The 24,496-nt window shown below is 44.6% G+C and carries 23 protein-coding genes; 1 reads left to right on the top strand and 22 read right to left on the bottom strand.

The features are described 5' to 3' along the window. Positions 1 to 55: 55 nt before the first annotated feature. From E5329_RS06735 to E5329_RS06700, 7 genes are all read right to left on the bottom strand, one after another. Positions 56 to 439: a hypothetical protein gene (locus E5329_RS06735; RefSeq protein ID WP_275443082.1), complete on the bottom strand. Its 384-nt coding sequence runs from the start codon at positions 437 to 439 to the stop codon at positions 56 to 58. Between the two features lie 510 nt (positions 440 to 949). Then, positions 950 to 1,195 (bottom strand): putative holin-like toxin, encoded by a 246-nt coding sequence (locus E5329_RS06725; protein ID WP_135988802.1) that lies wholly within the window; start codon positions 1,193 to 1,195, stop codon positions 950 to 952. Positions 1,196 to 1,278: 83 nt separating this feature from the next. Then, positions 1,279 to 1,716, bottom strand: coding sequence for a hypothetical protein (locus tag E5329_RS06720; RefSeq protein WP_135988801.1), 438 nt, complete (start codon positions 1,714 to 1,716; stop codon positions 1,279 to 1,281). 365 nt (positions 1,717 to 2,081) lie between these two features. Then, on the bottom strand, positions 2,082 to 3,335 hold the full coding sequence (locus E5329_RS06715) for an ABC transporter permease (protein ID WP_135988800.1): 1,254 nt from the start codon (positions 3,333 to 3,335) through the stop codon (positions 2,082 to 2,084). Positions 3,336 to 3,367: 32 nt separating this feature from the next. After that, positions 3,368 to 4,939, bottom strand: coding sequence for an HlyD family secretion protein (locus E5329_RS06710; protein ID WP_135988799.1), 1,572 nt, complete (start codon positions 4,937 to 4,939; stop codon positions 3,368 to 3,370). Further along, positions 4,932 to 5,624, bottom strand: a complete 693-nt coding sequence (locus E5329_RS06705) for an ABC transporter ATP-binding protein (RefSeq protein WP_135988798.1) — start codon at positions 5,622 to 5,624, stop codon at positions 4,932 to 4,934. The genes E5329_RS06710 and E5329_RS06705 overlap by 8 nt, the downstream gene beginning before the upstream one ends. A 20-nt stretch (positions 5,625 to 5,644) precedes the next feature. Further along, positions 5,645 to 7,111 (bottom strand): efflux RND transporter periplasmic adaptor subunit, encoded by a 1,467-nt coding sequence (locus E5329_RS06700; RefSeq protein WP_135988797.1) that lies wholly within the window; start codon positions 7,109 to 7,111, stop codon positions 5,645 to 5,647. A 256-nt stretch (positions 7,112 to 7,367) separates the two neighbouring features. Between E5329_RS06700 and E5329_RS06695 the strand changes: the two genes are divergently transcribed. Then, positions 7,368 to 9,053: a methyl-accepting chemotaxis protein gene (locus E5329_RS06695; protein ID WP_135988796.1), complete on the top strand. Its 1,686-nt coding sequence runs from the start codon at positions 7,368 to 7,370 to the stop codon at positions 9,051 to 9,053. Between the two features lie 185 nt (positions 9,054 to 9,238). Here the strand turns inward: E5329_RS06695 and glyA are convergent, their stop codons facing one another. From glyA to E5329_RS06620, 15 genes are all read right to left on the bottom strand, one after another. Beyond that, on the bottom strand, positions 9,239 to 10,477 hold the full coding sequence (gene glyA, locus E5329_RS06690; protein ID WP_135988795.1) for a serine hydroxymethyltransferase: 1,239 nt from the start codon (positions 10,475 to 10,477) through the stop codon (positions 9,239 to 9,241). A 47-nt stretch (positions 10,478 to 10,524) separates the two neighbouring features. Further along, entirely contained in the window at positions 10,525 to 10,803 is a 279-nt protein-coding gene (locus tag E5329_RS06685) for a DUF1294 domain-containing protein (RefSeq protein WP_330571999.1), read from the bottom strand. Between the two features lie 6 nt (positions 10,804 to 10,809). Next, complete coding sequence (locus E5329_RS06680; RefSeq protein ID WP_135988794.1) at positions 10,810 to 11,658, bottom strand: DUF368 domain-containing protein; 849 nt, start codon at positions 11,656 to 11,658, stop codon at positions 10,810 to 10,812. Then, entirely contained in the window at positions 11,655 to 12,719 is a 1,065-nt protein-coding gene (gene hisC / locus E5329_RS06675; protein WP_135988793.1) for a histidinol-phosphate transaminase, read from the bottom strand. Before hisC ends, E5329_RS06680 begins: the two co-directional genes overlap by 4 nt. Before the next feature lies 1 nt (position 12,720). Then, positions 12,721 to 13,911, bottom strand: coding sequence for a pyridoxal phosphate-dependent aminotransferase (locus E5329_RS06670; RefSeq protein ID WP_135988792.1), 1,191 nt, complete (start codon positions 13,909 to 13,911; stop codon positions 12,721 to 12,723). Positions 13,912 to 14,043: 132 nt separating this feature from the next. Next, positions 14,044 to 15,168 (bottom strand): glycoside hydrolase family 53 protein, encoded by a 1,125-nt coding sequence (locus E5329_RS06665; RefSeq protein ID WP_135988791.1) that lies wholly within the window; start codon positions 15,166 to 15,168, stop codon positions 14,044 to 14,046. A gap of 47 nt (positions 15,169 to 15,215) precedes the next feature. Then, a complete protein-coding gene (locus tag E5329_RS06660) occupies positions 15,216 to 15,434 on the bottom strand; it encodes a hypothetical protein (RefSeq protein WP_135988790.1) in 219 nt (72 codons plus the stop codon). Next, on the bottom strand, positions 15,407 to 17,242 hold the full coding sequence (locus tag E5329_RS06655) for a hypothetical protein (protein WP_135988789.1): 1,836 nt from the start codon (positions 17,240 to 17,242) through the stop codon (positions 15,407 to 15,409). Before E5329_RS06655 ends, E5329_RS06660 begins: the two co-directional genes overlap by 28 nt. Before the next feature lie 103 nt (positions 17,243 to 17,345). Further along, positions 17,346 to 20,423: a glycoside hydrolase family 2 TIM barrel-domain containing protein gene (locus E5329_RS06650; protein WP_135988788.1), complete on the bottom strand. Its 3,078-nt coding sequence runs from the start codon at positions 20,421 to 20,423 to the stop codon at positions 17,346 to 17,348. A gap of 204 nt (positions 20,424 to 20,627) precedes the next feature. Next, positions 20,628 to 21,410, bottom strand: coding sequence for a carbohydrate ABC transporter permease (locus tag E5329_RS06645; RefSeq protein WP_135988822.1), 783 nt, complete (start codon positions 21,408 to 21,410; stop codon positions 20,628 to 20,630). Between the two features lie 22 nt (positions 21,411 to 21,432). Beyond that, a complete protein-coding gene (locus E5329_RS06640) occupies positions 21,433 to 22,305 on the bottom strand; it encodes a carbohydrate ABC transporter permease (RefSeq protein ID WP_135988823.1) in 873 nt (290 codons plus the stop codon). A gap of 122 nt (positions 22,306 to 22,427) precedes the next feature. Further along, a complete protein-coding gene (locus tag E5329_RS06635; protein WP_135988787.1) occupies positions 22,428 to 23,819 on the bottom strand; it encodes an ABC transporter substrate-binding protein in 1,392 nt (463 codons plus the stop codon). 81 nt (positions 23,820 to 23,900) lie between these two features. Further along, positions 23,901 to 24,134 (bottom strand): hypothetical protein, encoded by a 234-nt coding sequence (locus tag E5329_RS06630; RefSeq protein ID WP_135988786.1) that lies wholly within the window; start codon positions 24,132 to 24,134, stop codon positions 23,901 to 23,903. After that, the gene (locus E5329_RS06625; RefSeq protein ID WP_135988785.1) at positions 24,121 to 24,315 is read right to left on the bottom strand and encodes a hypothetical protein; all 195 of its coding nucleotides are present in this window, start codon (positions 24,313 to 24,315) and stop codon (positions 24,121 to 24,123) included. The genes E5329_RS06630 and E5329_RS06625 overlap by 14 nt, the downstream gene beginning before the upstream one ends. After that, positions 24,312 to 24,452, bottom strand: coding sequence for a G5 domain-containing protein (locus E5329_RS06620; RefSeq protein WP_275443085.1), 141 nt, complete (start codon positions 24,450 to 24,452; stop codon positions 24,312 to 24,314). Before E5329_RS06620 ends, E5329_RS06625 begins: the two co-directional genes overlap by 4 nt. Between the last annotated feature and the right edge of the window lie 44 nt (positions 24,453 to 24,496).

Below are 24,496 nucleotides of genomic sequence, written 5' to 3'. Positions count from 1 at the left end.
TCCAGTCAGTTCACTACTTAAGTTCCACTGGTGTTCACCTCCCCACCTGTGAATATCACATAGAGTTCGGCTTCGGCATTTTCACTTTCTTACTTTTGTAATAGTTTTGGCTGGTATGCTGGAAATATTCGTGGTAACTTTGTGCCAAATACAGCAGAACTCTTACCAAAATATTCATTGTCCATGTAGACTGTGCTTCTATGAGGATCATCAGCTTATTGTTGACAATAAAGCCTAAGTCATTATACAGATTATCGGTCAACACATTTTCTATCGTTACATCCGTTAGTGAATCCTCTGTCGCTGAGGCTTCCTCTGGATGAAGCGTTTTATACAGTTTTAGCAAATAACTTTTATTTTGAAAAAGTTCAAGGAATACACTGTTTTTTTGCAGTACGCTTTGCCAGACTTCCTGCGTGTGTTTTGTATCGTCCTGCACCTTATCACCTCAATTTCTTAAAATCTGCGGCAAGATATGTGATATAGATTCTTCCTGCCACATCTCAATTATACAAAAAGCTCTTGTTTACAATAAATTTCACATTAAATTTCTTCCTCCCTCGCTTTGCCTTGCTCTGCTGTCTGTTATGCTGTGGCTCTTTTGTATTTATTTTGATTAAGTGATGGGCATACAGATGATACAATATATTTTTATCTGCGGCACATAGGGATCAAGGATCCCTCAACCACCCTATAGTTTAATCTGTCATGTATAAGCCAGAATCATTTTCCTGGAAAGAAAAAATCCATTCCATGAAAATGATGGATACCTGTTACCCCAGTCAAAAATGCGGTATCCTTAAAAGTAAGTTCAGGATTTATTGAAGGAAACAACAACAAATTCAACTTTTCAAACGTATGGTATATGGAAACTCAAAATTAGTCAACCTTTCAAAAAAGTGTTTGCTTGCATTTATGCCCAAAGTAGAAGGCTTTGAATTATCCAATCTTATATAGGCAAAAATTTAGGTTGGAACCGTATCTGATTCCAACCTTTAATTTTTGTCTGCCATACCCAAAGTTCAGAAAGAACCCAGCCAAGTACAAGGTACGCTTTTTTATTGTTAGTAACTACTTTCCTGCTTGCGGAAAGTGATTGCGTTCGCTTGTTGTTCCTATCAATATAGGCAAGCAATGCAATCAGTAAGTTACCGCCTAAAAATAACAGGCTTAAAATATCATATGTATATTCCATCTGCACCACCTCCCATCTTTTTCAAATGAGGGAGGCTCACCACCTTGTAACGCGTCTGCTCCTTAGGCAGATTATGGCATACCTTAGATTATCCGGCAATCTGTTTTTCCACCCCTGCCAGACACAAAAGAGCTAATGATCCTGCGGGCCCCTTTACCGGATGGCACTTGTAGAGCAAGTGGGAGTTTACAGAGCGGATTCCCGGCAGAAGCACCCCTAGAATAGAAAAAGGGGCATTTCAATGCACTTCTATTAAAATATCCCTTGATTATAATAAATCTTTTCCGTGTATCAGTCACCACAAGCGTCTTACCCTTCGGTAATGTGAGTATAACTTTGACCTTAACAGTATTATTCGCTGTCCTCGACGTGGACGTAATTGTCGTCTTAACATCACTGTACTTCTTAGTGGTGTCCGTCTTATTAGTTGCTGCACTCGCTGTCAAAGGGTTAACTATGCTCACCGCACAAGCCATTACCAATACCAACGAAACTATCTTAGATAACTTCTTTAACTTCATAATAGTACCTCCTCTATTTTTTCAAAGAGAATACCAGACTAATGATGTAAACGGAACAGCATTACCCTATCCAGGAAAATAGTTTGGTTGAACAGGCAAGTATCTGGTAGGGTTAGTTGGACAGAGAGAATAAGCTAAATTTTATAGCATAATTCTGGTAGTTCTGCACTATACTATTGTAGGTAGAGTTCTGAGGGTTTAGGGCAAAGAAATATCACCATCTATATATTAAGAATATCAAAAACTTTCCGAAAGAAAAGCAGAATCAACCATATACGAAAGGCAAAGAATCCCGAAAACAGATTCTCTGCCCTTATTATCTGAAAATCCTATCAACTACTCAAATCTGATCTAACATTTCAAGCTTATTCATGTCTCAACGCATCAATGGGGTTCAGGTTTGCCGCCTTATAGGATGGCAAAAGCCCGAAAATAATCCCAATCGCCATGGAAAATACTACAGCCAGAATGGAGGCCGGAACACTGATGGACACCAATGTACTGGTAACCCTGGAAATAACCTCAGCCAGCACAATTCCAACAATCACCCCTATCAGCCCTCCCAAACTGGTTAATACGGCTGCCTCGGTCAGAAACTGCCCCAGAATTTTGCCCTTTCTGGCTCCAATTGCCTTTTTCAATCCAATTTCCTGGGTACGCTCTGTCACAGACACCAGCATAATATTCATAACGCCGATACCGCCTACCAACAATGAAATTCCAGCAATCCAGATCAGCATCGTATTGGTGGACTGGCTTAACTTCTGAATATCCTCCGCCTGCTTCAAAAGGTCTGCCGCCTTATACTTCATCGTTTCATCTGAAACATTCAGACCTGCATTCAGAATCGCAGACGCTTCTTTTCCAGCAACCGTCATATTGTCCACCTTATCCAGCTTCAACGTCAAAGACTGGGGCTCATCATAGCCATACAGGATGGGCCATGTAGTATCCGGAACATATACTGCACCGCTGCTGGATTCTGCATAGGTATAATATTCTTCTATCGTATTAATGACCGGTTCAAATTTGCTGGATTTAGCAATCACGCCAATTACAATAAATGGCTCCCTCTGAATTTCCACTGTTTTTCCAATAGGATCTGCCCCCTGGAATAACGTTTCTGCAGAACTTTCATCTAAAACCGCCACCTTCCGAAACAATTTATAATCAGAATCCGTAAAACCTCTGCCTTGTTTTATAATGTAATTGCAGGTATCCAAATAATTCCGGTCTATGCCGCACACTTTTCCGCCGGACATTCCGGTATTCTGATAATATACTGCATTATAGGTTTCTCTGGAAGTGTACAGGGAAGCATTTTCAATATGATCCAACTCCAGAATCTGCTTCCTGATTTCTTCTGAAATTACCGGTACGCCGTCCGGAATTCCGTAATAGTCTATCTCATAAATATTATCACCCTGATAAAGCTGCACATTCACGGTATTGTCTCCAGAACCAATCAGATTTTCCTTAATCTGTTCATTGGTCCCCTTGATGGTTGAAACTATGGCTATAATGGCTGCAATACCGATAATAATGCCTAACATGGTCAGAAAGGACCGCATTTTATGCGACCATAGTCCCTGAAGGGACAATCTGATATTCTCTAACATCTGTTTTCTCCTTCATTCTTTATCCGTTCCAGCTACTCAGACTCTGCCACCTTCACGCCTTCCTTTGCAGTCTTGCCATAGGGAAATGCAATTCTGTCTTCTAACGTGAGGCCTGACAAAATCTCCACCGCCTGTCCCCAGATTGTCCTTCCTGTCTGGATATACTGTTTTACCAGACGATCATTCTCATCCGCTTTCAATACATACTTCCTGCCATCCTCTTCACGGACATACGCCTTATCCAGATAAATGCCATCGCTTTCCTGAGAAGCCGCCATGGTCAGATCCACATATTCGCCATTGCGCAGCCCTTCCGTATCTTCAATGTAAGCCGTGTAAGGATAAAAAGACACATTGGGATTCCCTTCCCCCCATGCATTGCTGCTTTCTAAAGGATAACTGGAAATCTCTGTGATTTCGGCTTCAAAGTTCTGCCCGCTTTCCCAGGAATTGGCGTATACCTTCTGCCCCACCTGAATCTCTTCAAGCTGCAATTCACTTAAAGAACCGCTGACATACAGGCCTTCCGACCCTGCCACCGTTAAAAACGGTTCCCCAGAGGGCGGATCATCCTTGTCTGCAACTCCTTTCACAATGCCATTGATGGATGCTTTTACCACGCCATCCCCGGAAACTTTCTTCATCTGTTCCAGTTCCAGCTCTTCTTTTCGTTTGCTTAAATCTAAATCACGAATCTCTTCTTCTTTTTCCTTTATCATGGAAGATAATTCTTCTGCTGTGTATCCCTCCGGTTCCTCTGGCTCTTCCGGTTCCTCTATTTCCTCCGGCTCTTCCGGTTCCTCTGGTTCTTCTGGTTCCTGCTCTATCATCTGAGAGCGGGTACGGACTGACCATTTGGAGTCAGCCTCCAGCCTGGGAAATCCGCTTTCGCCGCTGATCTCCCAGGAAGTAATTAATTTTCCTGCAAATTCATTATTTTTATGTATTTCCAGGCTTACATAAATGGGATCATCTTCATCTTCCGAAAGGCTGTTAATAAATTCTCCCAATACATAGCATTCCTGCGTGCACAGATAAATATACGGCTTTTCCTCGGTTCCTTTTCCCTTGTTAGGCTTGGAACTGCTGGTGATATAATTATAAGCGTTTTTCGTCTTCTGCGGCGGCAGCGGCGTAGGCTCTGGTTCCGGCGCCTCCGGCTCTTCCGGTTCCGGATCTGGCTCTTCCACTCTTGGCGCCACAGGCGTAGTGGACCTTAACTTTGTCAGCTGCTGTTTGGCCGCCTCCAGCCTGCTGTTTATCGTTGCCACATCCAGTTCTTTCATTTCCAGCTCCAGATTTGACATCGTCATATCATAAGATATCAGAGGATCGCCTGCCTTTACCTCCTGTCCCTCTTCCACATGCACCTCCAAAATGGTCTTGTCTTCCAGTGCATATACATCCTGAGAGGAATCATTTGTCACAATACCGGAGCTTGTCATCTCACTCTCATAGTAGGACATATTCACCTCTGACACATACTGAACCTCTGCCTTCTGATTATTATTCTGATAATTCTGATATGCTTTGATTCCACCAAAAGCCGCGGCACCAGCAACGCCAAGAGATATCACTGTAATGATAATTACTTTCTTACTCATTCTCTTCCTCCTTGCTGTCTCCTTCTGTAATCATGCCGTCAATAATATGTACAATCCGTTTCGCTCTGGAGGCTATCTTTGGATCATGGGTAATCATTACAATAGTTACCCCCTCCTCATTCAGCTTCTGGAACAACTCCATAATCTGCTCGCCTGATTTGGAATCCAGCGCTCCGGTAGGCTCGTCTGCCAACAGAATCTTGGGATGGTTTACCATAGCTCTTGCAATGGCTACACGCTGCTTCTGACCGCCGGATAACTGGGTGGGCTTAAAGGTTACACGATCCCCCAGTCCAACCCTTTCCAGAGCCTGAGCTGCCCGCTCTTTTCTCTCTTTTTTCTTAATCCCGGCATAGCTTAACGGCAGCGCCACGTTTTCCAGGGCAGACTGCCTGGCAAGAAGCTGAAAGCTCTGAAACACAAACCCGATGCTGCGCAGCCGCAGATCCGACATATCCTTGTCCTTACACTTCAGAACATCTTCCCCAGCAAGCTGATAGGTCCCGGAGGTAGGGCGGTCCAGACAGCCGATAATATTCATCAGAGTTGTCTTTCCCGATCCGGAGGGTCCCATAATTGCCACATATTCCCCTTCTTCCACCTGCAGGGACACATCTTTCAATACCGGAACCACCAGCTTATCCTGCTGATAATCTTTAAATATATTCTGTAAATCCAATATCATTCCTGTTCTTCCCTCCGGTTCTATTCTTCACTCTCTCCGTCCGTATCCTCTGATTCTTTAGGTTCTGCCTCCCCGGAATCTGATTCACCCTCCACAGACTCTTCTTCGGAGGAATCCTCTCCGTCAGTTTCTTCTCCGTCTGATAAACCGTCCAGCAATTCCTCTGTTCTGTCATCGGATAAAGCATCTGTTATATCGCTGTCATCTAACATTTCACCGTCTTCCAGCATTTCACCGTCATCTGACATTTCACCGTCTTCCGACATTTCATCTCCTTCTTCTCCTTCCTGGTTATACAGCGGAGAAGAGTAATCCACTTCTGAAATGTCTGTCACTGTAGCTACGCCTTCGTACAGTCCATCCATAGGAAATGCAATGGCGTCCTCTTCTGTCAGCCCTCCGGTAATCTCATAGGCTCCCAGGTTTTCATCGTATTCTCCCAGCTCTACCATTCTCTTTTCCAGCCTGTTTCTGTCATTGGCAGCCCATACATAAGCTTCTCCTTCTTCCTGGACGATATATCCTTCAAACAGCCAGATTCCTTCCTTTGTCTCAGTCTGTCCTTCATCCAGCTCAATAAAAATATGCTGGCCCATCATAAGTCCATCTGTGGACTCCAAAGAGACATAAAACGGATATTTCGTTGCCTTCTCTGTACCGTTTCCATCATCCATATACATATCATTATTGCTTTTTTCTTCATTCTGAGTGTCAATCTTGGTAATTGTTCCATTCCAGGTCTGTTCTTCATCTATTCTGGAACGAAGAATCACCGGCTGTTCCTCAGAAAGGAACTGTACATTTGTCTCGCTGACAGTACCCTTTACCCGGTAATCGCCTACGGCAAGCACTGTCATATATGCGGCGCTCTCTCCTGACATATCCGTACCGGATTCATTGATAGCCTTCACCACTCCAGCAATCTTACTGGTAACCACTGCCTTTTCCAATGATTCCTGTTTCTTCTGTATCTCTACTTTCTTACTTTCAATATTGTACTCAGTCTGCTTAATGGTATTCTGCTTTTCCTGGATGTCTGCCGTATACTCAAATCTCTCCGATTCCGGAGCGGCGCTTTTTTCCCGGGATAACTGGTTAATCTGGCTCTGCAGATTGCTGATGTCATTCTGCATTCCTTCCAGCTCAAGCTGAGCCTGCTGAATCTCTCCCTGAACTTCATCCATGTCATATTCAAACAGCGGAGTTCCTTCTTCTACTGTATCTCCTTCTTTTACAAAAACTTCCTTAATCTCCCGTTCAGAATCCTTATTCACATCCCAGGTTTCCTGAGCCTCCACAATGCCAGAATAGCGGCTTTGACTTCCCGAATTGGCAGAAGTCAGTGAGGATACCGTCTCCACATATACTTTATCTGCGCTGTTTCCCCCGCCGCCGTTCTGCCTTAGGTAATACCACACGCCTCCCCCGGCGGCCGCCAGTACCACTGCCGCCGCAGCGGCAATCATGCCCACTTTCTTTTTGTTCATATTCGTCCTCCTAAAATATATGTATCATGTTTTTGTCTTCTGTCCCGCAATTATCTTATCACAAAAGATTGATAATTCCTAATAAAAATTCTTAAATTTTTCTTAAAAGCAATTTCTTCGGCCTTTTATTTCCATTAAAAATTTATATTTATGGGTTGAAATTTCTTCTCTGTTTCTGTAAACTGGTACTTATAAACTAAAATACTGAAAAACAGGCACTGTATAACATTCGGTATATACCGGGAGGAACACAATTATGAAGAAAACTATCAGTCAGTCCATGCTATCTTTTATTTTAAACGGAATTTCTATTCTTACGCTATTGTTCCTGATGATCTCACTCCTGTTCTACGGCAGCGTGAGCAGGAAATTAACCACTGCCAATGAACAGCGGTTCGGCCTGACCTATAACGCCAACCGTTTCATGAATGGCTCCGCCTATCTTACCAACGAAGTGCGGGCATTCGCCGCCACCGGACAACAGGAACATTATGACAATTACTGGAACGAAATAGACAATCTGAAGAACCGAGACAAAGGCGTGGCCGCTATGCAGGAAATCGGCATTACTTCTGAAGAGCAGAAGATGATCGACAACATGTCAGAACTATCCAACACCCTGGTTCCCCTAGAGGATGAAGCCATGAAAAATGTCCAGGCGGGAAATATGCAGGCAGCCCTGGATTATGTCTACGGCACAGACTACAGCTCTTCCATCGCCCAGATTAATACAATAAAAGAAGATTTTCTTGCTGCTTTGGATACCCGGACGCTGGCGCGTGTGGAAACACTGGAACGGAACGCCAGATCCATCGAAACTGCCATGTTCGTTGCACTGCTTTTCGTTATCATCATACAGCTTATTAATATAGTGACAATGAAGGTGCGGGTATTGCGTCCGATAATTTCAGTGCGGGATCAGATGAGCGAAATTTCCCAGGGAAATCTTTCTGCCGAATTTCCTTTAACACCCAGCACTTCTGAAATCGGAATGCTGGTGGCCTCCATCCACGAGACTAAGCAGGAATTAAAGAAATATATCCATGACATTGATTCCAAGCTCTCTGAAATGGCAGACGGCAACATGGATCTTGTCATTGGAGATGATTACAGAGGAGAATTTTTACCTATTCAGAATGCAATGCGTCAGATTGTAGATTCTCTCAATGCTGCGCTGTCCCGGATTAATCTGACTGCCGAACAAGTATCAAAGGAATCCCGCCGCATGGCTTCAGACGCACAGATCCTTTCCAGCGGCGCTGTAGCCCAGGCTTCCGCCGTTCAGGAATTATCCTCCAGCATCCAGGAATTATCCACCCAGGTGGACCGCACCTCGGAAGATGCTGACACCGCCCAGAAATGTTCTACCGACGCAGCTTCTCTTCTTATGGCAAGCAATGACAAAATGTCCGATTTGGCTTCTGCAATGGAGAATATTTCCAATGCTTCCCAGGAAATCGGCGGAATTATCAAAACCATTGAAGATATTTCATTCCAGACAAATATTCTGGCCCTGAACGCTGCTGTGGAAGCTGCCCGTGCCGGAGAAGCAGGAAAAGGCTTTGCTGTAGTTGCAGAGGAGGTACAAAACCTGGCTAACAAGAGTTCTTCTTCCGCTAAGGACATTACAGAACTAATTGAGAATTCCATCAAGATGATTAAACAGGGAACCTCACTGACTATGGATACCACCAACTCCCTGGCGGACGTTATGGTTGGCGCTAAACAGGCTACAGACCTGATTGAACAAATTGCCGGCTCTGCAACCCAGCAGTCCCAGGCGCTGCACCAGCTTACAGCCGGAATGGAACAAATTGCCGGCGTTGTTCAGACCAATGCAAGCACTGCTGAGAAGTCTGCCGCTTCTGCCAAAGAGCTGCAGAACCAGTCTGAGGAATTAAAAGTCTCTGTACATAAGTTCCGTCTGAAGAACCACAGATAACTGCCAGATACAAAAAGGGCTGTCAGGAAATGAATTTCCGCAATATATGCAATATTTGCGTGTGACGCAGAATAATCACAGCATATATTGCGGAAATTCATTTCCCGGCAGCCCCTTTCATATCACCATAGGGCACTCCTCCTGATGGAATTAAGCCCATTGGCTTCTGATCTGTCCGCTTTCTTCTAAATCAAAGGATATTTGTCTGTTAACTCTTTTACCATTCCACGCACTTCTGCGGAGGCCGCTTCCCCGTCCTTAATCATTTTGGCAATGCACTCTGCGGTCTTGTCCATATCAGCCTCTCCAAAGCCTCTGGAGGTAATTGCCGGCGTTCCAAGACGGATACCGCTGGTGACAAACGGAGATTTGGGATCATTTGGAATAGTATTCTTATTGCTGGTAATATTGACAGAATCCAGCAGCTTCTCCACTGCCTTTCCGGTCAAATCATAGGGCGTCAAATCCACCAGCATCAGATGATTGTCTGTTCCGCCGGACACCAGCTTGATTTCCCGGTTCATCAGCCCCTTTGCCAACGCCTGTGCATTTTTCACAATATTCTGCTGATATTCCTTAAAACTGTCTTCCAACGCTTCTTTGAAACATACTGCTTTAGCAGCAATAACATGCATCAGCGGGCCTCCCTGGGTTCCCGGGAAAATGGCTTTGTTGAAATTAAATTGCTCTGCCATTTCCTGGCTTGCCAGAATCATACCGCCTCGCGGCCCCCGCAATGTTTTATGGGTGGTGGTAGTTACTACATGCGCGTAAGGAATGGGGCTTGGATGAAGTCCTGCCGCCACAAGGCCGGCAATATGGGCCATATCCACCATCAGATAAGCCCCAGTCTCATCTGCAATTTCCCGGAACCGTTTAAAATCAATGGTTCTTGCATAAGCGCTGGCTCCTGCAATGATTAATTTAGGCTTACATTCCAATGCAGTCTCTCTTACTTTATCATAATCAATATATCCCTCATCATTCACACCATAAGGAACAATATTAAAATATGTGCCGGAAAAGTTCACCGGACTTCCGTGCGTCAGATGTCCGCCGTGATCCAGATTCATTCCCATCACCGTATCGCCAGGCTTGAGCATGGCAAACTGCACTGCCATATTGGCCTGTGCGCCGGAATGGGGCTGTACGTTGGCGTATTCGCAGCCAAACAGCTCTTTCGCCCGCTCTATGGCCAGATTCTCCACCACATCCACGCATTCACATCCGCCGTAATAGCGTTTTCCCGGATATCCTTCTGCATATTTATTCGTCATAGGGCTTCCCATTGCCGCCATAACTGCTTTGCTGACCCAATTTTCAGAAGCAATCAGTTCAATGTGGCTGTTCTGTCTCTCCATCTCTGCAGTAATGGCGTCCGCCACCTGAGGATCTGTTTTCTTTACATCATCAAATGAATACATAGGTTCTTTCCTTTCTTTTGTTGTATCATGCTATTTATAATATTATGTTACTTTCCAAATGTCAATAGCCAGACTGCCGCCTGAATTGCCAGAATCAGCGGCATTCCCACTACAAAATACCAGTGCCTGGTTTTATGGCAAAAAGCGTACATTCCTGCCCAGGTGCCAAGGCTTCCGCCAACAATAGCTATGCCGAAGAATGTCCGTTCTGCAATCCGCCATTTCTTATGTTTGGCTTTCCATTTATCCAGCCCCATCAGAGAAAATCCTATCAGATTTACCACAACCAGATAAAGAATCAGCCCATATTCCACTTTGATTTCCACTTCTTCCTACTCTTCCCCCAGCTTTAAAGCTATCACAATCCCTGCCGCCAATGCGGCAATCCCTGTGAGAACTGCCGTAACATTAATGGTCCCAAAACGATTCATTAACAAAATTGCAACGGGAGACGCCACAATCAACCCGATAATTCCCCAGTACGCATGTTCCGGAAACTTCTCAAATACAATTTCAATCATCTTGGCAATGGCAAAAATTCCCACTACCACTCCGATTCCAAAAGGCACCAGAACCAGACATCCTTCCAAAAGCCCCTGCACATTGAAGTCCAGAAGATTGTCGATGAACCGGTTAATTTCTGTTAAAATAGGATTGTAATATCCCATCAGCATCAGCATCATGGAGCCGCTGACCCCGGGAATCACCATGGTGGCAGACGCCACAATTCCTACCCCCAGAAGCTTTATCACATTCAGCAGACTAAAGCTTAAATCTGCCGCCGCTCCCTCCTGTTCTCCCATTAGGGCAAGCCCAGCTACAATTACAAAAAAAAGCAAAAACGCTGCCAGATGGCTGAGCCTTATGGTTTTTCCCTTCACTTTCTTCGCCATGGCAGGCAGTCCGCCTACAATCAGGCCGATAAACAGAAGATTCGTCTGAAAGGGCGCCTTTTCAAACATAATCTCAATAATCCGTGCCAATGCCACCACACCAATGCCTGCCCCAATTACAATGGGAATCAGCACCTGCATACTCTTTTTAAATTCAGACAAAAGATGGGTTGCTGCATGAATCATCTTATCGTAAATGCCCATGGATACCGCCATGGTGCCGCCGCTGACGCCTGGAATAATGTTGGCAATTCCAATCATGACGCCTTTTAAAATCAATCGAATCATAAGTTCTCTCCTAAATAGTGTTCCAGAAAACGGATCAGTGCCCCCATCTCCTGCTCTGTCCCAATGGAAATTCTCAGATAATTATTGATTCTGGGCTTGTTGAAAAAGCGCACATAAATATCTGCCTGTTTCAGCGCCTGGAACAACTCCTCTGCCGGACATTTCGGATGGGATGCAAAAATGAAGTTGCTTTTGGAATCCAAAAAGGAGAATCCAAGCCTGTGCAGCTCTTGTTTGGTCCATTCTCTGGTATTGATTATTTTCTGTAAGGTTTCTCTGAAATATGCATCATCTTTGATGGCTTCTGTTCCCGCAGCCAGAGCCGCCCCATTCATAGTATAAGAATTAAAGGAATATTTGGCTTCGTTCAGATATCCTATCAGCCTTTCATTTCCAATGGCATATCCGATTCTCATGCCTGCAAGGCTTCTGGACTTGGAAAAAGTCTGAACCACCAGCAGATTTTCATACTTCGGGAGTAATGATAACGCAGAAGTCCCTCCAAAGTCAATATATGCTTCATCAATTATTACAATTACTTCCGGATTTCCTGCAATCATCTCCTCCAGCTCCGCCAGATTCTTTTCTATCCCGGTGGGCGCATTAGGATTGGGAATCACAATTCCGCCGCACTCCCTTAAGTAATCTTTGGTACGAATTTTAAACTCTGAATCCAGCGGCGGGCGCTCATAGGGAATTCTGAATAATTCCGCCCACACGTCGTAAAAAGAATACGTAATATCCGGAAACAGAATGGGCTTTTCACTGTTAAAAAAGGTCAGAAAACTCATAGCCAGCACATCATCGGAACCAACCCCCACAAACACCTGCTGATTTGTCACGCCATAATAATCAGCCAGAGCCTGAACCAGGACTCTCGCCGCAGGGTCGGGATATCTCCGCAGCCTGTCCGCATCCAATTCCTGCAATGCCTTTGTCACGCCAGGGGCCGGAGGATATGGATTCTCATTGGTATTTAACTTTATCATATTGGGGCGGTCGGGCTGTTCCCCAGGGGTATAGGGGATCGTCTTTCGCACATTTTTTTCCCATGCAGCCATATTAATTCCTCCGATACTCTTCTGCCAGCTTCTCAAAAGCAGGCAGGGAACGTTCGATCATCTCATAAGAAACACAATACGCAAGTCTCACATATCCCGGACAGGAGAAGGAGCTTCCGCCCACCAACAGAATGTGATGCTTTTTGGCCGCTTCCACAAACTTCTTCTCCTCTGGCTCCGGTGATTGGATAAACAGATAAAAAGCGCCCTGGGGCTTGACGCAGGTAAATCCAAGTTCTGTCAGCTTTCCATAAATCAGCCTGCGGTTTCTGTCATAATAATCCACATCTGTTCTGGCGTCCATGGATTTCACCAGGGCTTTCTGCATCAGGGAAGGGGCATTGACAAATCCTAAAATCCTGTTTGCCACGGACAATCCCTGCACTGCCTGACTGCAGTCTGCCATACAAGGGCTGACTGCAATATAACCAATTCTTTCTCCCGGAATAGACAGCGATTTACTGAAAGAATAAGTCACAAAGGTATTGTCATAATATTTTGTCAGAAATGGAACGGTATTTCCGTCATAAACCAACTCCCGGTAAGGCTCATCCGACACCAGATAAATCTCATGTCCATATTCCTTCTGTTTTTCTTCTAAAATAGAAGCAATATTCTGAATCGTTGCTTCTGAGTAAATGACGCCGGTAGGATTTACCGGATTATTGATAATGAGTCCTTTGGTCCGGGGCGTAATCTTTGCTTGTAAATCCTCCAAATCCGGCTGAAATGTGGCGGTATCCGGCTTGACCTCCCGCAAAATCCCCTGATGGTTGGCAACATATCCCCGATATTCCCCAAAATAAGGAGCCAGCGCCAGCACCTCGTCTCCCGGATCTAAAATAGTCTTAAACACTACGTTTAATGCGCCTGCTGCTCCCACAGTCATCACAATATGGCTTCCTTCAAACTCTGTTCCAAACCGCTGATTCAAATTCTCTGCCACTGCCTGCCGTGTTTCCAGATAACCTGCATTATCCATATATCCATGAAGCTCCAAAGAATTCTCCGTCCGGACTGCATCTATAATTGCCTGGTTATATTGTTCCGGCACAGGCGTCATAGGGTTTCCAAGACTAAAATCATATACATTTTCCGCTCCCACCTGTTTCGCCATTTCCTTTCCTTCCAGAAACATGGCGCGGATGGCGGAACTTCCCGCTATTTCCTGCTGCATCTGCTTCGAAATCATAGGTATCTCCTCCTTTACTGCGTTACTGTTTAAAATCGCAGCCGTTTTTTATTCTATCATTAATAACTGCAAAAAAAAAGGGGTATCGCATTAAGAATCTATTTTAACTCCTTAACGGGACACCCCCTGAATTCAGAATTTTTTAATTACATCCAGCGCTGGCAAAGGCCTGCCTTCATAGTCAAACAAAGCCTGGTTGGCCCACTCATTGCCGCAGGGCCCCGGATCTTTCATATATTTGAGAGAGGCTTCTGTGGCCCAGCCGCTTCCCGGCACCGGAATCCACGCTGGTTCCCAATAGAAAAATCCTTTTCCCAGGCCATTTGGCACCCTGGACACCCGTTTCATGAAATCTTCCATAAAATCTGACTGCCCCTGTTTTGTCATGGGATATTCAATCCCTGCCGCCAGCTCCGGTTTGGTTGCCATTCCCTTGCGTCTGGAAGGCTTCAGTTTTTCATAGGATGCATAGTCTTCCATAGTATACCCCATGGAAACCTCCGCCACCACCAGTTCTTTGCCGTAACGGACCGCAAGATCACACATGTTATACTCCAAATCTGCCAGAGAACCGTGCCAGAAAGGATAATAGGATAATCCAATAACATCAAAATCTTCTCCGTCATTGGCAAAATAATTGTCAAACCAATCCTGGTACAGTTCATTGTTTCCTCCATTGTCCAGATGAATCATAATTGGAATATCCGGATCTATGTCCCGTACCCCGTGGATTCCGGCATTTACCAACAGTGCAATGGTTTCGTAATTGGGCCGTTTTCCATCCGGCCATAAAAGCCCATTAGACAATTCATTGCCCACCTGCACCATGTTCAGGACTATCCCTTCCCGCTGGAATTCCCGCAATACGGCCACAGTATAATCATACACTGCAGATTCCAGACGCTTCCCGGTAAAATCCGCCCATGCCTTCGGCTTAATCTGCTTGCCTGGATCTGCCCAGAAATCACTGTAATGCAGATTTAAAAGAATGTCCATGCCATGCTCCTGCACCCGCTTTGCCATCTCCATTACAGTTTCTAAATCATTAGTTCCCGCCCCGTAGGGCTCTCCCTCTGCAGAATAGGGATTGTTCCAGAGACGGAGTCGGACAGCGTTGGTTCCGTACTCTCTCAGAACCGAAAGGAGATTCCTTTCATCCCCGTCTTTGTCGTAAAAGACTGCTCCCAGCTTTTCCAATTCCGGCAGGGAGGATACATCCATTCCCTTGATAAATTTTTTGTCTGAAATACTTCCCATACTGACTTCCTCTTAAATGATAATGATAAACCCTGAGATACCTGCGATCAGTCAAAATCAAATTTTGTTATGCGCTCTGTCATGGCACGGTAGCGGAACCGCACCATTTCATTTTTCTCCAGCACATCCTTCTCGTTTCCCGTGTACTGGCAGCGGATGCAGTAATATTCATCCTTCTCTTTATCGTAAAACATATCAATGTCCAAATCCCGCATAAAGCAGGAGGGGCATCTGTAGTTTAATTTGCCTTTTCCAGATTGAGCCATGTTGCAAATACCTCCTTATCTGACACTGTTTTGGCATAGCCTAAGGTAAACATTGGGGAGAACGCGTAGCCTTCCTTCACATATCCAACCGCTTCTTTATTGGACGGCGTCATAGAAACCTTCGTCTCAATGGCCGGAATGACTGCGCTTACCGCATCCGCTCCAGCAAGCTGCTCTTCCCTGCATTTATACTCATAGGAAATGGATTTCTCCTGAGCTCCTTCGCATTTCAGGGTGATGCCGGTCATGTCTTCCGGGTATTCGGTAGTTCCGTAGCAGGCCACCATATATTCATTTAATTCCACTTCCGCCTCAGGATTGCTCATTTCCAGAATGGTACGTTCTATCTTAATATTAGAGCTTCCTTCTTCAAAAGAAATCTTGGTCTGCAGCTTCACCGTCAGGTCATAGAATTCTATTTCCACTGGATCAAGGGTCAGAATTCTGACGTTTCCTTCCTGTGAAAAATGCGCTTTGGTGCGGCACAAACACAAATCCACTTCTTCTCCGTGATAAGAAAGTTTTGCGCTTCTTACGGTTCCCTCCCCCGCATAGTGGGTAAAGTAACCGGCCCGGTATTTTTCCTGAATCAGAAACGGATAGGAGGCGTCCTGTACATGCTTTGTTCCGATTCCCACCGGCCACTCAAGCTTTGCTGCATAGGGACGCAGATCCACAATGGCTCCGCCCTGATCCATATTCACGCAGACTCTCATATAAGGATCGCAGTACCAGAACAGCTGCTTGTCTGAGCCATAAAGGATATCGCGCCACAAGGCGCATTCCGGTTCTGTATAGCTCTTTTTCTTCCGGTAATAATCTGCAAACTCCGACATAGTCATGTCAATAAGTTTTCCTTCTTTTTTCAGTTTACCGTAATAAGCGCAGCCATCAGAATAGGATTTTTCCAACAACTCATAGGGAGCCTCCCAGCGTCCCATTTTATTCATCCATGCAGGCCCTACAAACATCATGTTATACGCATAGCCATTATTATATTTCTCCAGAGAACGGTACTGATCAATCAAATTGTACATATAGGGGTATTCCCAGGTCTGGCTGTCATAAATCATGCCCCGGAGCACATTCTGGGGATGGGTTCCGAAGTTGGAGCCGTTTCCGTCATAGCAGGCAATCAAATCTCTGGAAAGATGGGGAATAGCCACAATTCCGCTGTCCTCCGTCTCATTTGCCGCCGGCGCATGGGTATTCTGTTTGGAAGGAATCCAGGGCGCCCAGGGGCCCCCGTCAAAGAGGGTATACCAGGAATTGTTGCAGGTATGGTATGCCTTGGGACCTTCCTCCCAGCAGGTTGCCACTGCACATTTTACGGAAGGATAAGCCTCCTTAATATAATTTGTTAAGTCTGCATCCAGATAATAGGAACCGGTAGATTCCGGATAAAACCCAAAGATATCATGGAATTTTGCAAAAATATCATCTACAATTGATTTTTTATCCTCCATAGAAAACATCCAGATACAGAAATCCTTGGTCTTGTATTTCTCACGAAATTCCTTACAGGGCAGTCCCAGCAAAGAAAGAGCGATTTCATCTCCGTATTTCTCGTGATCTGCCTTGGCAAGAGCCACTGCTTCCTCATTAAATAAACTTGCATATGTCATCTGAATCGTTGTTTTTAAGCCATTTTCATGAGCCAGACGCTGCTGGGTTTTGAAAATGTCCAAAGACTCTGTCAGCAATGCTTTTCTTCCGATATCCTCCGCTTTGCCGTGACCAGTTACTTTTTCTGCATATTCTGGCACCAGTTCTGGGCGGTGGATAATATTTACCACAAATTTGTCCATTTGTCTTCCTCCTAACAAATTATGAAATAATCGGGGAACCATCAGGTCTCCTCCCAGCCTTTTTCCCTGTGATTGTTCTAATCTTTTGGGGCTGGGTCCCTCCTCATGGTAAGCCTCTAAAACTAAATGCAAATTTCATTGGGGCGCTTACATCCATTAGATATTCCGGATGCACCTGAGAACCCCAGCTATCGTCGCCTCCCACTCCCATCTGGCCCAAAGAGACGCGCACTACGGTATAATGAACCTGGGGCAGCTCGTAAGGATGCATGGCAGACTCCATCTCATGGGGAGTATAGGGCAGCGCAGAGAAATTCATGTTATCTCCGGCAAAGAGCATTCCTTTTCCTCTATGATCGGTAATTTTCGCCCAACGCACATCTGTTTTATTGCCGCATTCCTGAGGTACCAAATATTTTGCAAGGTTATCGGTAACTTTGTTCCGGTATACTCCTAATTTTGCCCCGCGCTTCCGATCTGCGTAGGTTTCTGCCGGGCCGTTTCCATACCATTCCACGTTTTCATAATCAGCATTAAATTTAAACAATACACCGAATTCCGGCATATCTCCCAGTTCCTTCACCGGATTATAAGAAAGAGTTACGGTGATGGTTCCGTCTCCGAACACTTCATAGGAAAGGCTGCACCTGCTTACCGGAACCGTTGCCATCGTGTAATAATAAGTAATCACTGCGCTGCGCTCTTTTTCCTCCAGAACAGGATTCTCCTTGGCTTCTTCATCCGGCTGCAGATACAAACTGGCTAACTTCCACTGTCCATACCTTCCCGGCATATGATTGCCCCAGTCATTGTCAACGGGCGCACGCCAGAAGTTCGGCATAGGAATCTGCTCGATCATTTCCTTTCCGCCATAACGATAAGACACCAGCCCGCTCTTTAATTCACTGAACATGCACTCAAAGTTCTTTCCGCGGACGCCAATATTTAATTTGCCTTTCATAACTGTAATTTCATCTGTTATCTTACAGCTTTCTTTGCCACATAATATGCTCTGTTCCAATGGGGATTCAGAATCGGCAGACCTCCCGCCTGATCCTTGGCGGAATATGCCCTGCCCAAATGCAACCTCATGACCGGCAGGCGCCCAGTCTTCCTCTTCCTTTAACTGGAAGGAAACGGTAATGACATATTCCCCTGGTTGTTTTGGCAATTTTACCGGAAGCTCGTAATCTTTCTCACTTAATGGCTCTACACTGGTAAAAAGCTTAAATTGCTTTAATATTTTCCCTTCCTTTTCCAAAAAAACCATACAGTCGAATTGATCTGTATTGATAAATAAGTTCTTATTTTTTACCAGCACTTTATGCTCAGATACTTCTGCAGTGATGTTCTGATAATTGAATTTTACCTCCTGCATCTTGGGAGATTCCTCCCGCTCACCTCCGTATACAATACCATTTCCGCTGAAATTATAATCACAGGGACGTTCACCGAAATCTCCGCCGTATGCCTGAAATTTCTTTCCATAACGATCCTTTTTCTCAATGGACTGATCAATATAATCCCAGATAAATCCGCCCTGATACAAGGGCTCCGTATCGGTCAAATCCGTATATTTATGCATTGCCCCGCAGGAATTGCCCATGGCATGAGTATATTCGCAGCAAATAAAAGGTTTGCTTCTGTCTTTCGCAAGAAACTCCTGAATGCTGGCCACAGACGGATACATCTGGCTCTCCATATCACTGGTATCGTTAAACCGCCTGTCATGGAACAGCCCTTCATAATGCACCAACCTGGTATCGTCCAACTTTCGGAACAACTGAGACATTTCATATATGACAGAACCGCCGAAGGATTCATTTCCGCAGGACCAAATCACAATGGCCGGATGATTCTTATCTCTCTGATAGCAGGAATTTACCCGATCCAGCATCATAGGCTGCCATTCTGCATGGTCTCCGGGCACTGCAGCCTCCATGCCTGCCTTCCCTCTGATAATCGGGTCCCAGGTGCCATGGCTTTCCAGATTATTTTCCGCAATCATATACAGGCCGTATTGATCGCAAAGTGCATAGATTCTGGAATCATCCGGATAATGGCAGGTTCGGATGGCATTGATATTATTCCGTTTCATGGTTATAATATCCTGAATAATTTCTTCATCTGACACGGCGCGTCCTGTTTTGGAGCTGAATTCATGGCGGTTCACTCCCTTAAATACAATCCGCTTCCCATTGATGCACATGATATGGTCAATCATCTCAAACCTGCGGAATCCCACTGTCTGGGAAATCACTTCCACGGTTTTGCCCTGGACATCCTGCACTTCCAGCAGCAATTCATAAAGATTGGGCTCTTCCGCGCTCCAAAGCGCCGGACGCTCTACCGGTATTGTAACTATAACATCCGTTCCCAAATCTGCGCTCTGCAAGGCTATCGTGCTTTCCCCGTCTTGCAATGTCAAGGAGACCTTTCCTTCCCCTGCTCCTTTCAGACAAATTTCCAGATCCGCATTCTGATACTGATCGTCTAAAAGCGTCTTAACCCTGATATCCTGTATATGGGCTTTGGGCACTGTATACAGGAATACACTTCGGTAAATTCCAGAAAAACGGAAGAAATCCTGGTCTTCGCACCAACTTCCGGCTGTCCACTTAAATACCTGAACTGCCAGTTTATTTTCCCCTTCCCGCAAAAAAGGAGTCAATTCAAATTCAGAGGGAGTAAAGCTGTCCTCGCTGTATCCCACATAGATTCCGTTCAGCCACAGCGCCATGCCGCTTTCCACGCCCTGAAAAGAAATATACAGGGGCTTATCCTGCATCTGCTTCGGAACAGTGAAATACTTCACATAGCTTGCAACAGGATTGAAAAAAGAAGGGATATCCCCCGGCTCAATCTGTTCTCTGCCATCCCAGGGATACTGCACATTGGCATATTGGGGGCTGTCATATCCTTCCATCTGGATATGAGCGGGAACCCTGATATCCTCCCAGGATTTACAATCATATTCTTCCTTTTCAAAATCCCGGATTACAGAATCGTAATTCCTGGCATATGCAAATTTCCAAAGTCCATCCAAAGAATATCGAAAGCTGCTGTTTCCTGCTTCCAATTCCTCCATGGAGCCGTAGCAGATATGATCGGAATGAGCCTCAAGCGTATTCTCTTTAAAAATAAGGGGATCTTTTACTTTATCATAATTAAACTGCGGCATATCTTACCTCCATTTTTTATAAGAATGGCTGCAGCACCAAGGGAACATCTGCAGGATACTGACGTATCAACTTTTCCTTCAAAACACCACATCCTGTATATTTCACGCTTTATGCGACAGCCATACTCTATTCAGCAAAGATTCCATCTCTGCTGTATCAGTATACAAATATCATACTTCCTGTATACCTTAACTCATATTCAATTATTTCACTGCACCTGTAATACCTTCTGCAAAACTCTTCTGCAATACGAAGAACACGATAATCGTCGGCAGACTGCAGAGCAGAACGGCCAACATCAGCACTCCGTAATCCGTTACATATCCTTCTGTCAGGTTGGCAACCAACATCGGCATGGTAATACTCTTATCATCCAACATAATTACCTTCGGCCACAAATAGTTATTCCATGCATTCATAAAAGTAATTGTCATAGCCGCCGCATAGGTAGAACGCATGGTAGGGATAAACATCCTGAAAAATATCTGCAGTTCGTTTAAGCCGTCAATTCTGGCTGCTTCAATGATATCATGAGGAAAACTTCGGGCGCTCTGCCTAAACATCATGATAATCATAGGCGTAGAAATCGTCGGCAGAATAAATCCCAATGTGGAATTCAAAAGCCCTACTGCAGAAACCATACGAAACAGAGGAATCATCGTTGCCACAAAAGGAACCATCATTGCCAAAAGCAAAACTGAGAATACTGCATCTTTTCCTTTATCATAGTAAATTTCAAATCCGTAACCTGCAAGAGAACAAATCACCAAAGCACAGATCGTCAATAAGATTGCATATTTAAAGGAATTCAACATCGCTTGCTGCACCGGCGAATTCGCAAACAACGCTTTCCAGTTCTCCATAAAAGCTGTTCCGGGCAGCAGTTTTCCTCTGGTTACATCCACACTCATATTGGTGGCTGCTATCAGCATCCAATAAAGAGGAAATACTGATATCAGTGATACAATGATCAAAACAACATACATTAACGCATTGGCTCTTTTTGTTTTAGTCACGCTTATCACCTACTTTCATCTGTATAAATGCCAGAATTGCCACCAGAATAAAGATCAGGAAGGACATGGCTGCTGCATAGCCAAAGTTCGGCACATATTTAAAGGATACATTATATATGTAGTGGGACATTGTAATCGTAGCGTTGGAAGGTCCTCCCTTTGTCAGGTTGAAAGACTCATCAAACAACTGCAGCGTCCCGTTTGTTGACATAATCGCTGTCAGAAGAATCGTAGGCTTCAGCAGCGGAACCGTAATCTTGAAGAAAGTCTGCAGGGGGCTCGCCCCGTCAATTTTGGCTGCTTCATATACGGAATACTCTATATTCTGTAATCCGGAAAGATAAAATACCATATTATATCCGGTCCATCTCCATATTAAGGCTATGATAATGACAGCTTTTGCGCTGCCTGCATTTCCCAGGAAATTATATCCTGTATTTAAAATTCCCAATTTAATCAAAACAGAATTGATAAATCCATCCACGCCAAACAGGGAACGGAAAATGATTGCATAAGATACCAGTGACGTTGCACACGGCAGGAAAATCGCAGTACGGAATAATCCTTTGAACCGAAGATTCTTATTATTCAGCATCTGTGCCAGAATCAATGCCAGAATCAGCATAATAGGCACCTGGATAATCAGATAGAAAAATGTGTTTCCAAGAGACGTCATAAAGACCTTGTCTTTAAACATCCTGACATAATTGTCAATTCCGCCAAACCTCAGATCATTTGCTTTTCCTTTCTGGAATGACAGGATAAAAGCCTGTATCATAGGCCAGAAACTCATAGCTGCTATCATGAGCGTTGCCGGCGTTAAAAAAGCCCAGCCGGTCAGGTTGTGCCGTTTGCTTAACGACATTTTTTTCTTTTTGGGTTCGCTTGCCTGACTCACATATTTACCCCCTTTAGTTTCAGCCGGGGGCCGCAAATGCTGACCCCCGTGACTGTTTTTATGTAACTAAATCATACCATTTCTAATTCTTACTGTTCCATAAGTCCTTCCACTGTGCTCTGTGCAATTTCAAGCTCAGTGTCAATGTCAGATCCTCCTACCACATTCTGAATAGCTGTTGCGATAGCGTCTCTTCCTTCATAGTAATAAACGCCTGTGTTGTTGCTTGGGCATTTGCTTGCATACTCGGTAATCTTCTTAAATACAGCATCTCCACCATAGAATTCAGAAGGCTCTGCATATACGTCAGAATCACCTGCCGGCAGATAAGTAGCTAAAGCGCCGGAGTCCGGAAGAATGGTTTCATATAATTCAACGCTTCCTGCAAATGTGGATTTCAGGAAATCCTTTGCCAGTTCCATGTTCTTGCAGTTGCTTGTAATCGCCCAGGAAGATCCTCCGTTGTTGGAGTAGTTGGTTGCTCCATCAACGCCAACTAAGCTTGGCATATTGGTCAGACCCCATTTTCCGCTCTGATCTGCTGCGGACTGGATGGAAGCCATAATCCAGCATCCATTGATGGTTCCTGCCACTGTCTCAGTGGTAAGTGTCTGAACATATTCATCCCAGCTGTTCACCAGCTTGCAAACGCCGGTTTCCACTAACTGCTGATAAGTTTCCATAACTTTCTTCAGAGATTCATTGCCAACCATTGCGGGATTTCCGCTATCATCAAACAGAGAAGCGCCGCAGGACTGAAGCATCATCATGATAACGTCAGACTCAGTGGACTGGCAGGAAAGTAAAGGCTTGCCGGTCTTTTCCAGAACAACCTTTCCTTTTTCCAGATATTCATCCCAAGTGATATCTGTGAAATCATCCAGAGTGAATCCTGCTTCTTCCAGAATATCTGTCCTGTAGCATGCTACAACAGCGCCATTATCAAAAGGAACTCCATAGTTCTTGCCGTCTACTACAGAATAAGCAGTCTTTGCTTCACCAAACTGTGTAAAATCAATGCCGCTGTCCGTCAAATCAGTAAATGCTTCCGGGAAAGAAATTACGTTCTTCTGGAAAGCATTGTCCTGTACCAGCATAATATCTGGTAAAGTATCCATTGCGCCGCCAGTTGCTGCTGTTGTCAGCTTCTTCTGAACATCGTCCCAGGGAGTCTCTACTACATTAACATTAAACTCCGGATGCTCTGCCTGATAAACCTTACCAGCCTGTTCCATTGCATAAATGTTAAACTTCGGGTCCCAGCACCATACGGTCAGGGTGTTCTCATCTCCGCTTGCTCCTTCCGCGTCATCGCCTGCATCAGCATTCGCATCTGCATTAGCGTCATCGCCTGCATCAGCATTCGCGTCTGCATTGGCGTCATTGCCGCCGCTATTTCCGCCGTTATTGCTGCCGCAGCCAGCCAACATACTTGCAGTCATTGCCGCACAGAGCAATGCAGTTATAAATTTTTTCTTCATATTGTTTCCCTCCCATTTTGAAAAACATTATTTTTTAGAGCAACCGTCCATTGCGCAATCGGTTGTTCTATGTTTAATAGTTTAACAGAGTAAGGCTTTGTTGTCAATGTCAACACTTTCCATAATTATACCCCTTTTTTTGTACAATCTGCCCAATATTTTTTCGTCAATTTTACCATATTTTTTCGTTGCGCAACCGTTTGTCCACCTTGTATTTCCTGTGTTTTTCACATATTTTATGTGCATATTTTTTACTGAAAACGTTACCATAAAACTGACAGCAGATGGGATTATTTTATTTTTAAAATTCTTCATACTCCGCACTGCCGTCTGAATATGTTATTTCATAATACCCATGTCCAGAGCCATTGCAATCATAGAATGCCTTTTTTGATACCACGGTTCTCTCAGGAGGGCTGACAGGGGCTGGTTCCTCTTTCGTTCCCACTTGAATCACTTTATTTACTGGTTCCTTCGTAACCGTTTCCCCTGTCACTTCTCTGGATTCCTCAACGCATCCACATAAGTAACCTTATAAGACACTTCTTTTTCCCTGTTCTCACCTTTTCTAGTAACTTGTTCTTGTCCTTTTGGCATTGAATTATTCTCTTCATAACTCGTCTCATACTCAATTATCCCTGTTTCACAAGTCTACTACCTGTTACATCTTTTTTCAT

Source organism: Petralouisia muris (genome assembly GCF_004793545.1).
GTDB classification, from domain to species: Bacteria; Bacillota; Clostridia; order Lachnospirales; family Lachnospiraceae; genus Petralouisia; species Petralouisia muris.
The sequence above is the reverse complement of the archived record's forward strand: the minus strand, read 5'-3'. Positions and strand labels throughout refer to the sequence as shown.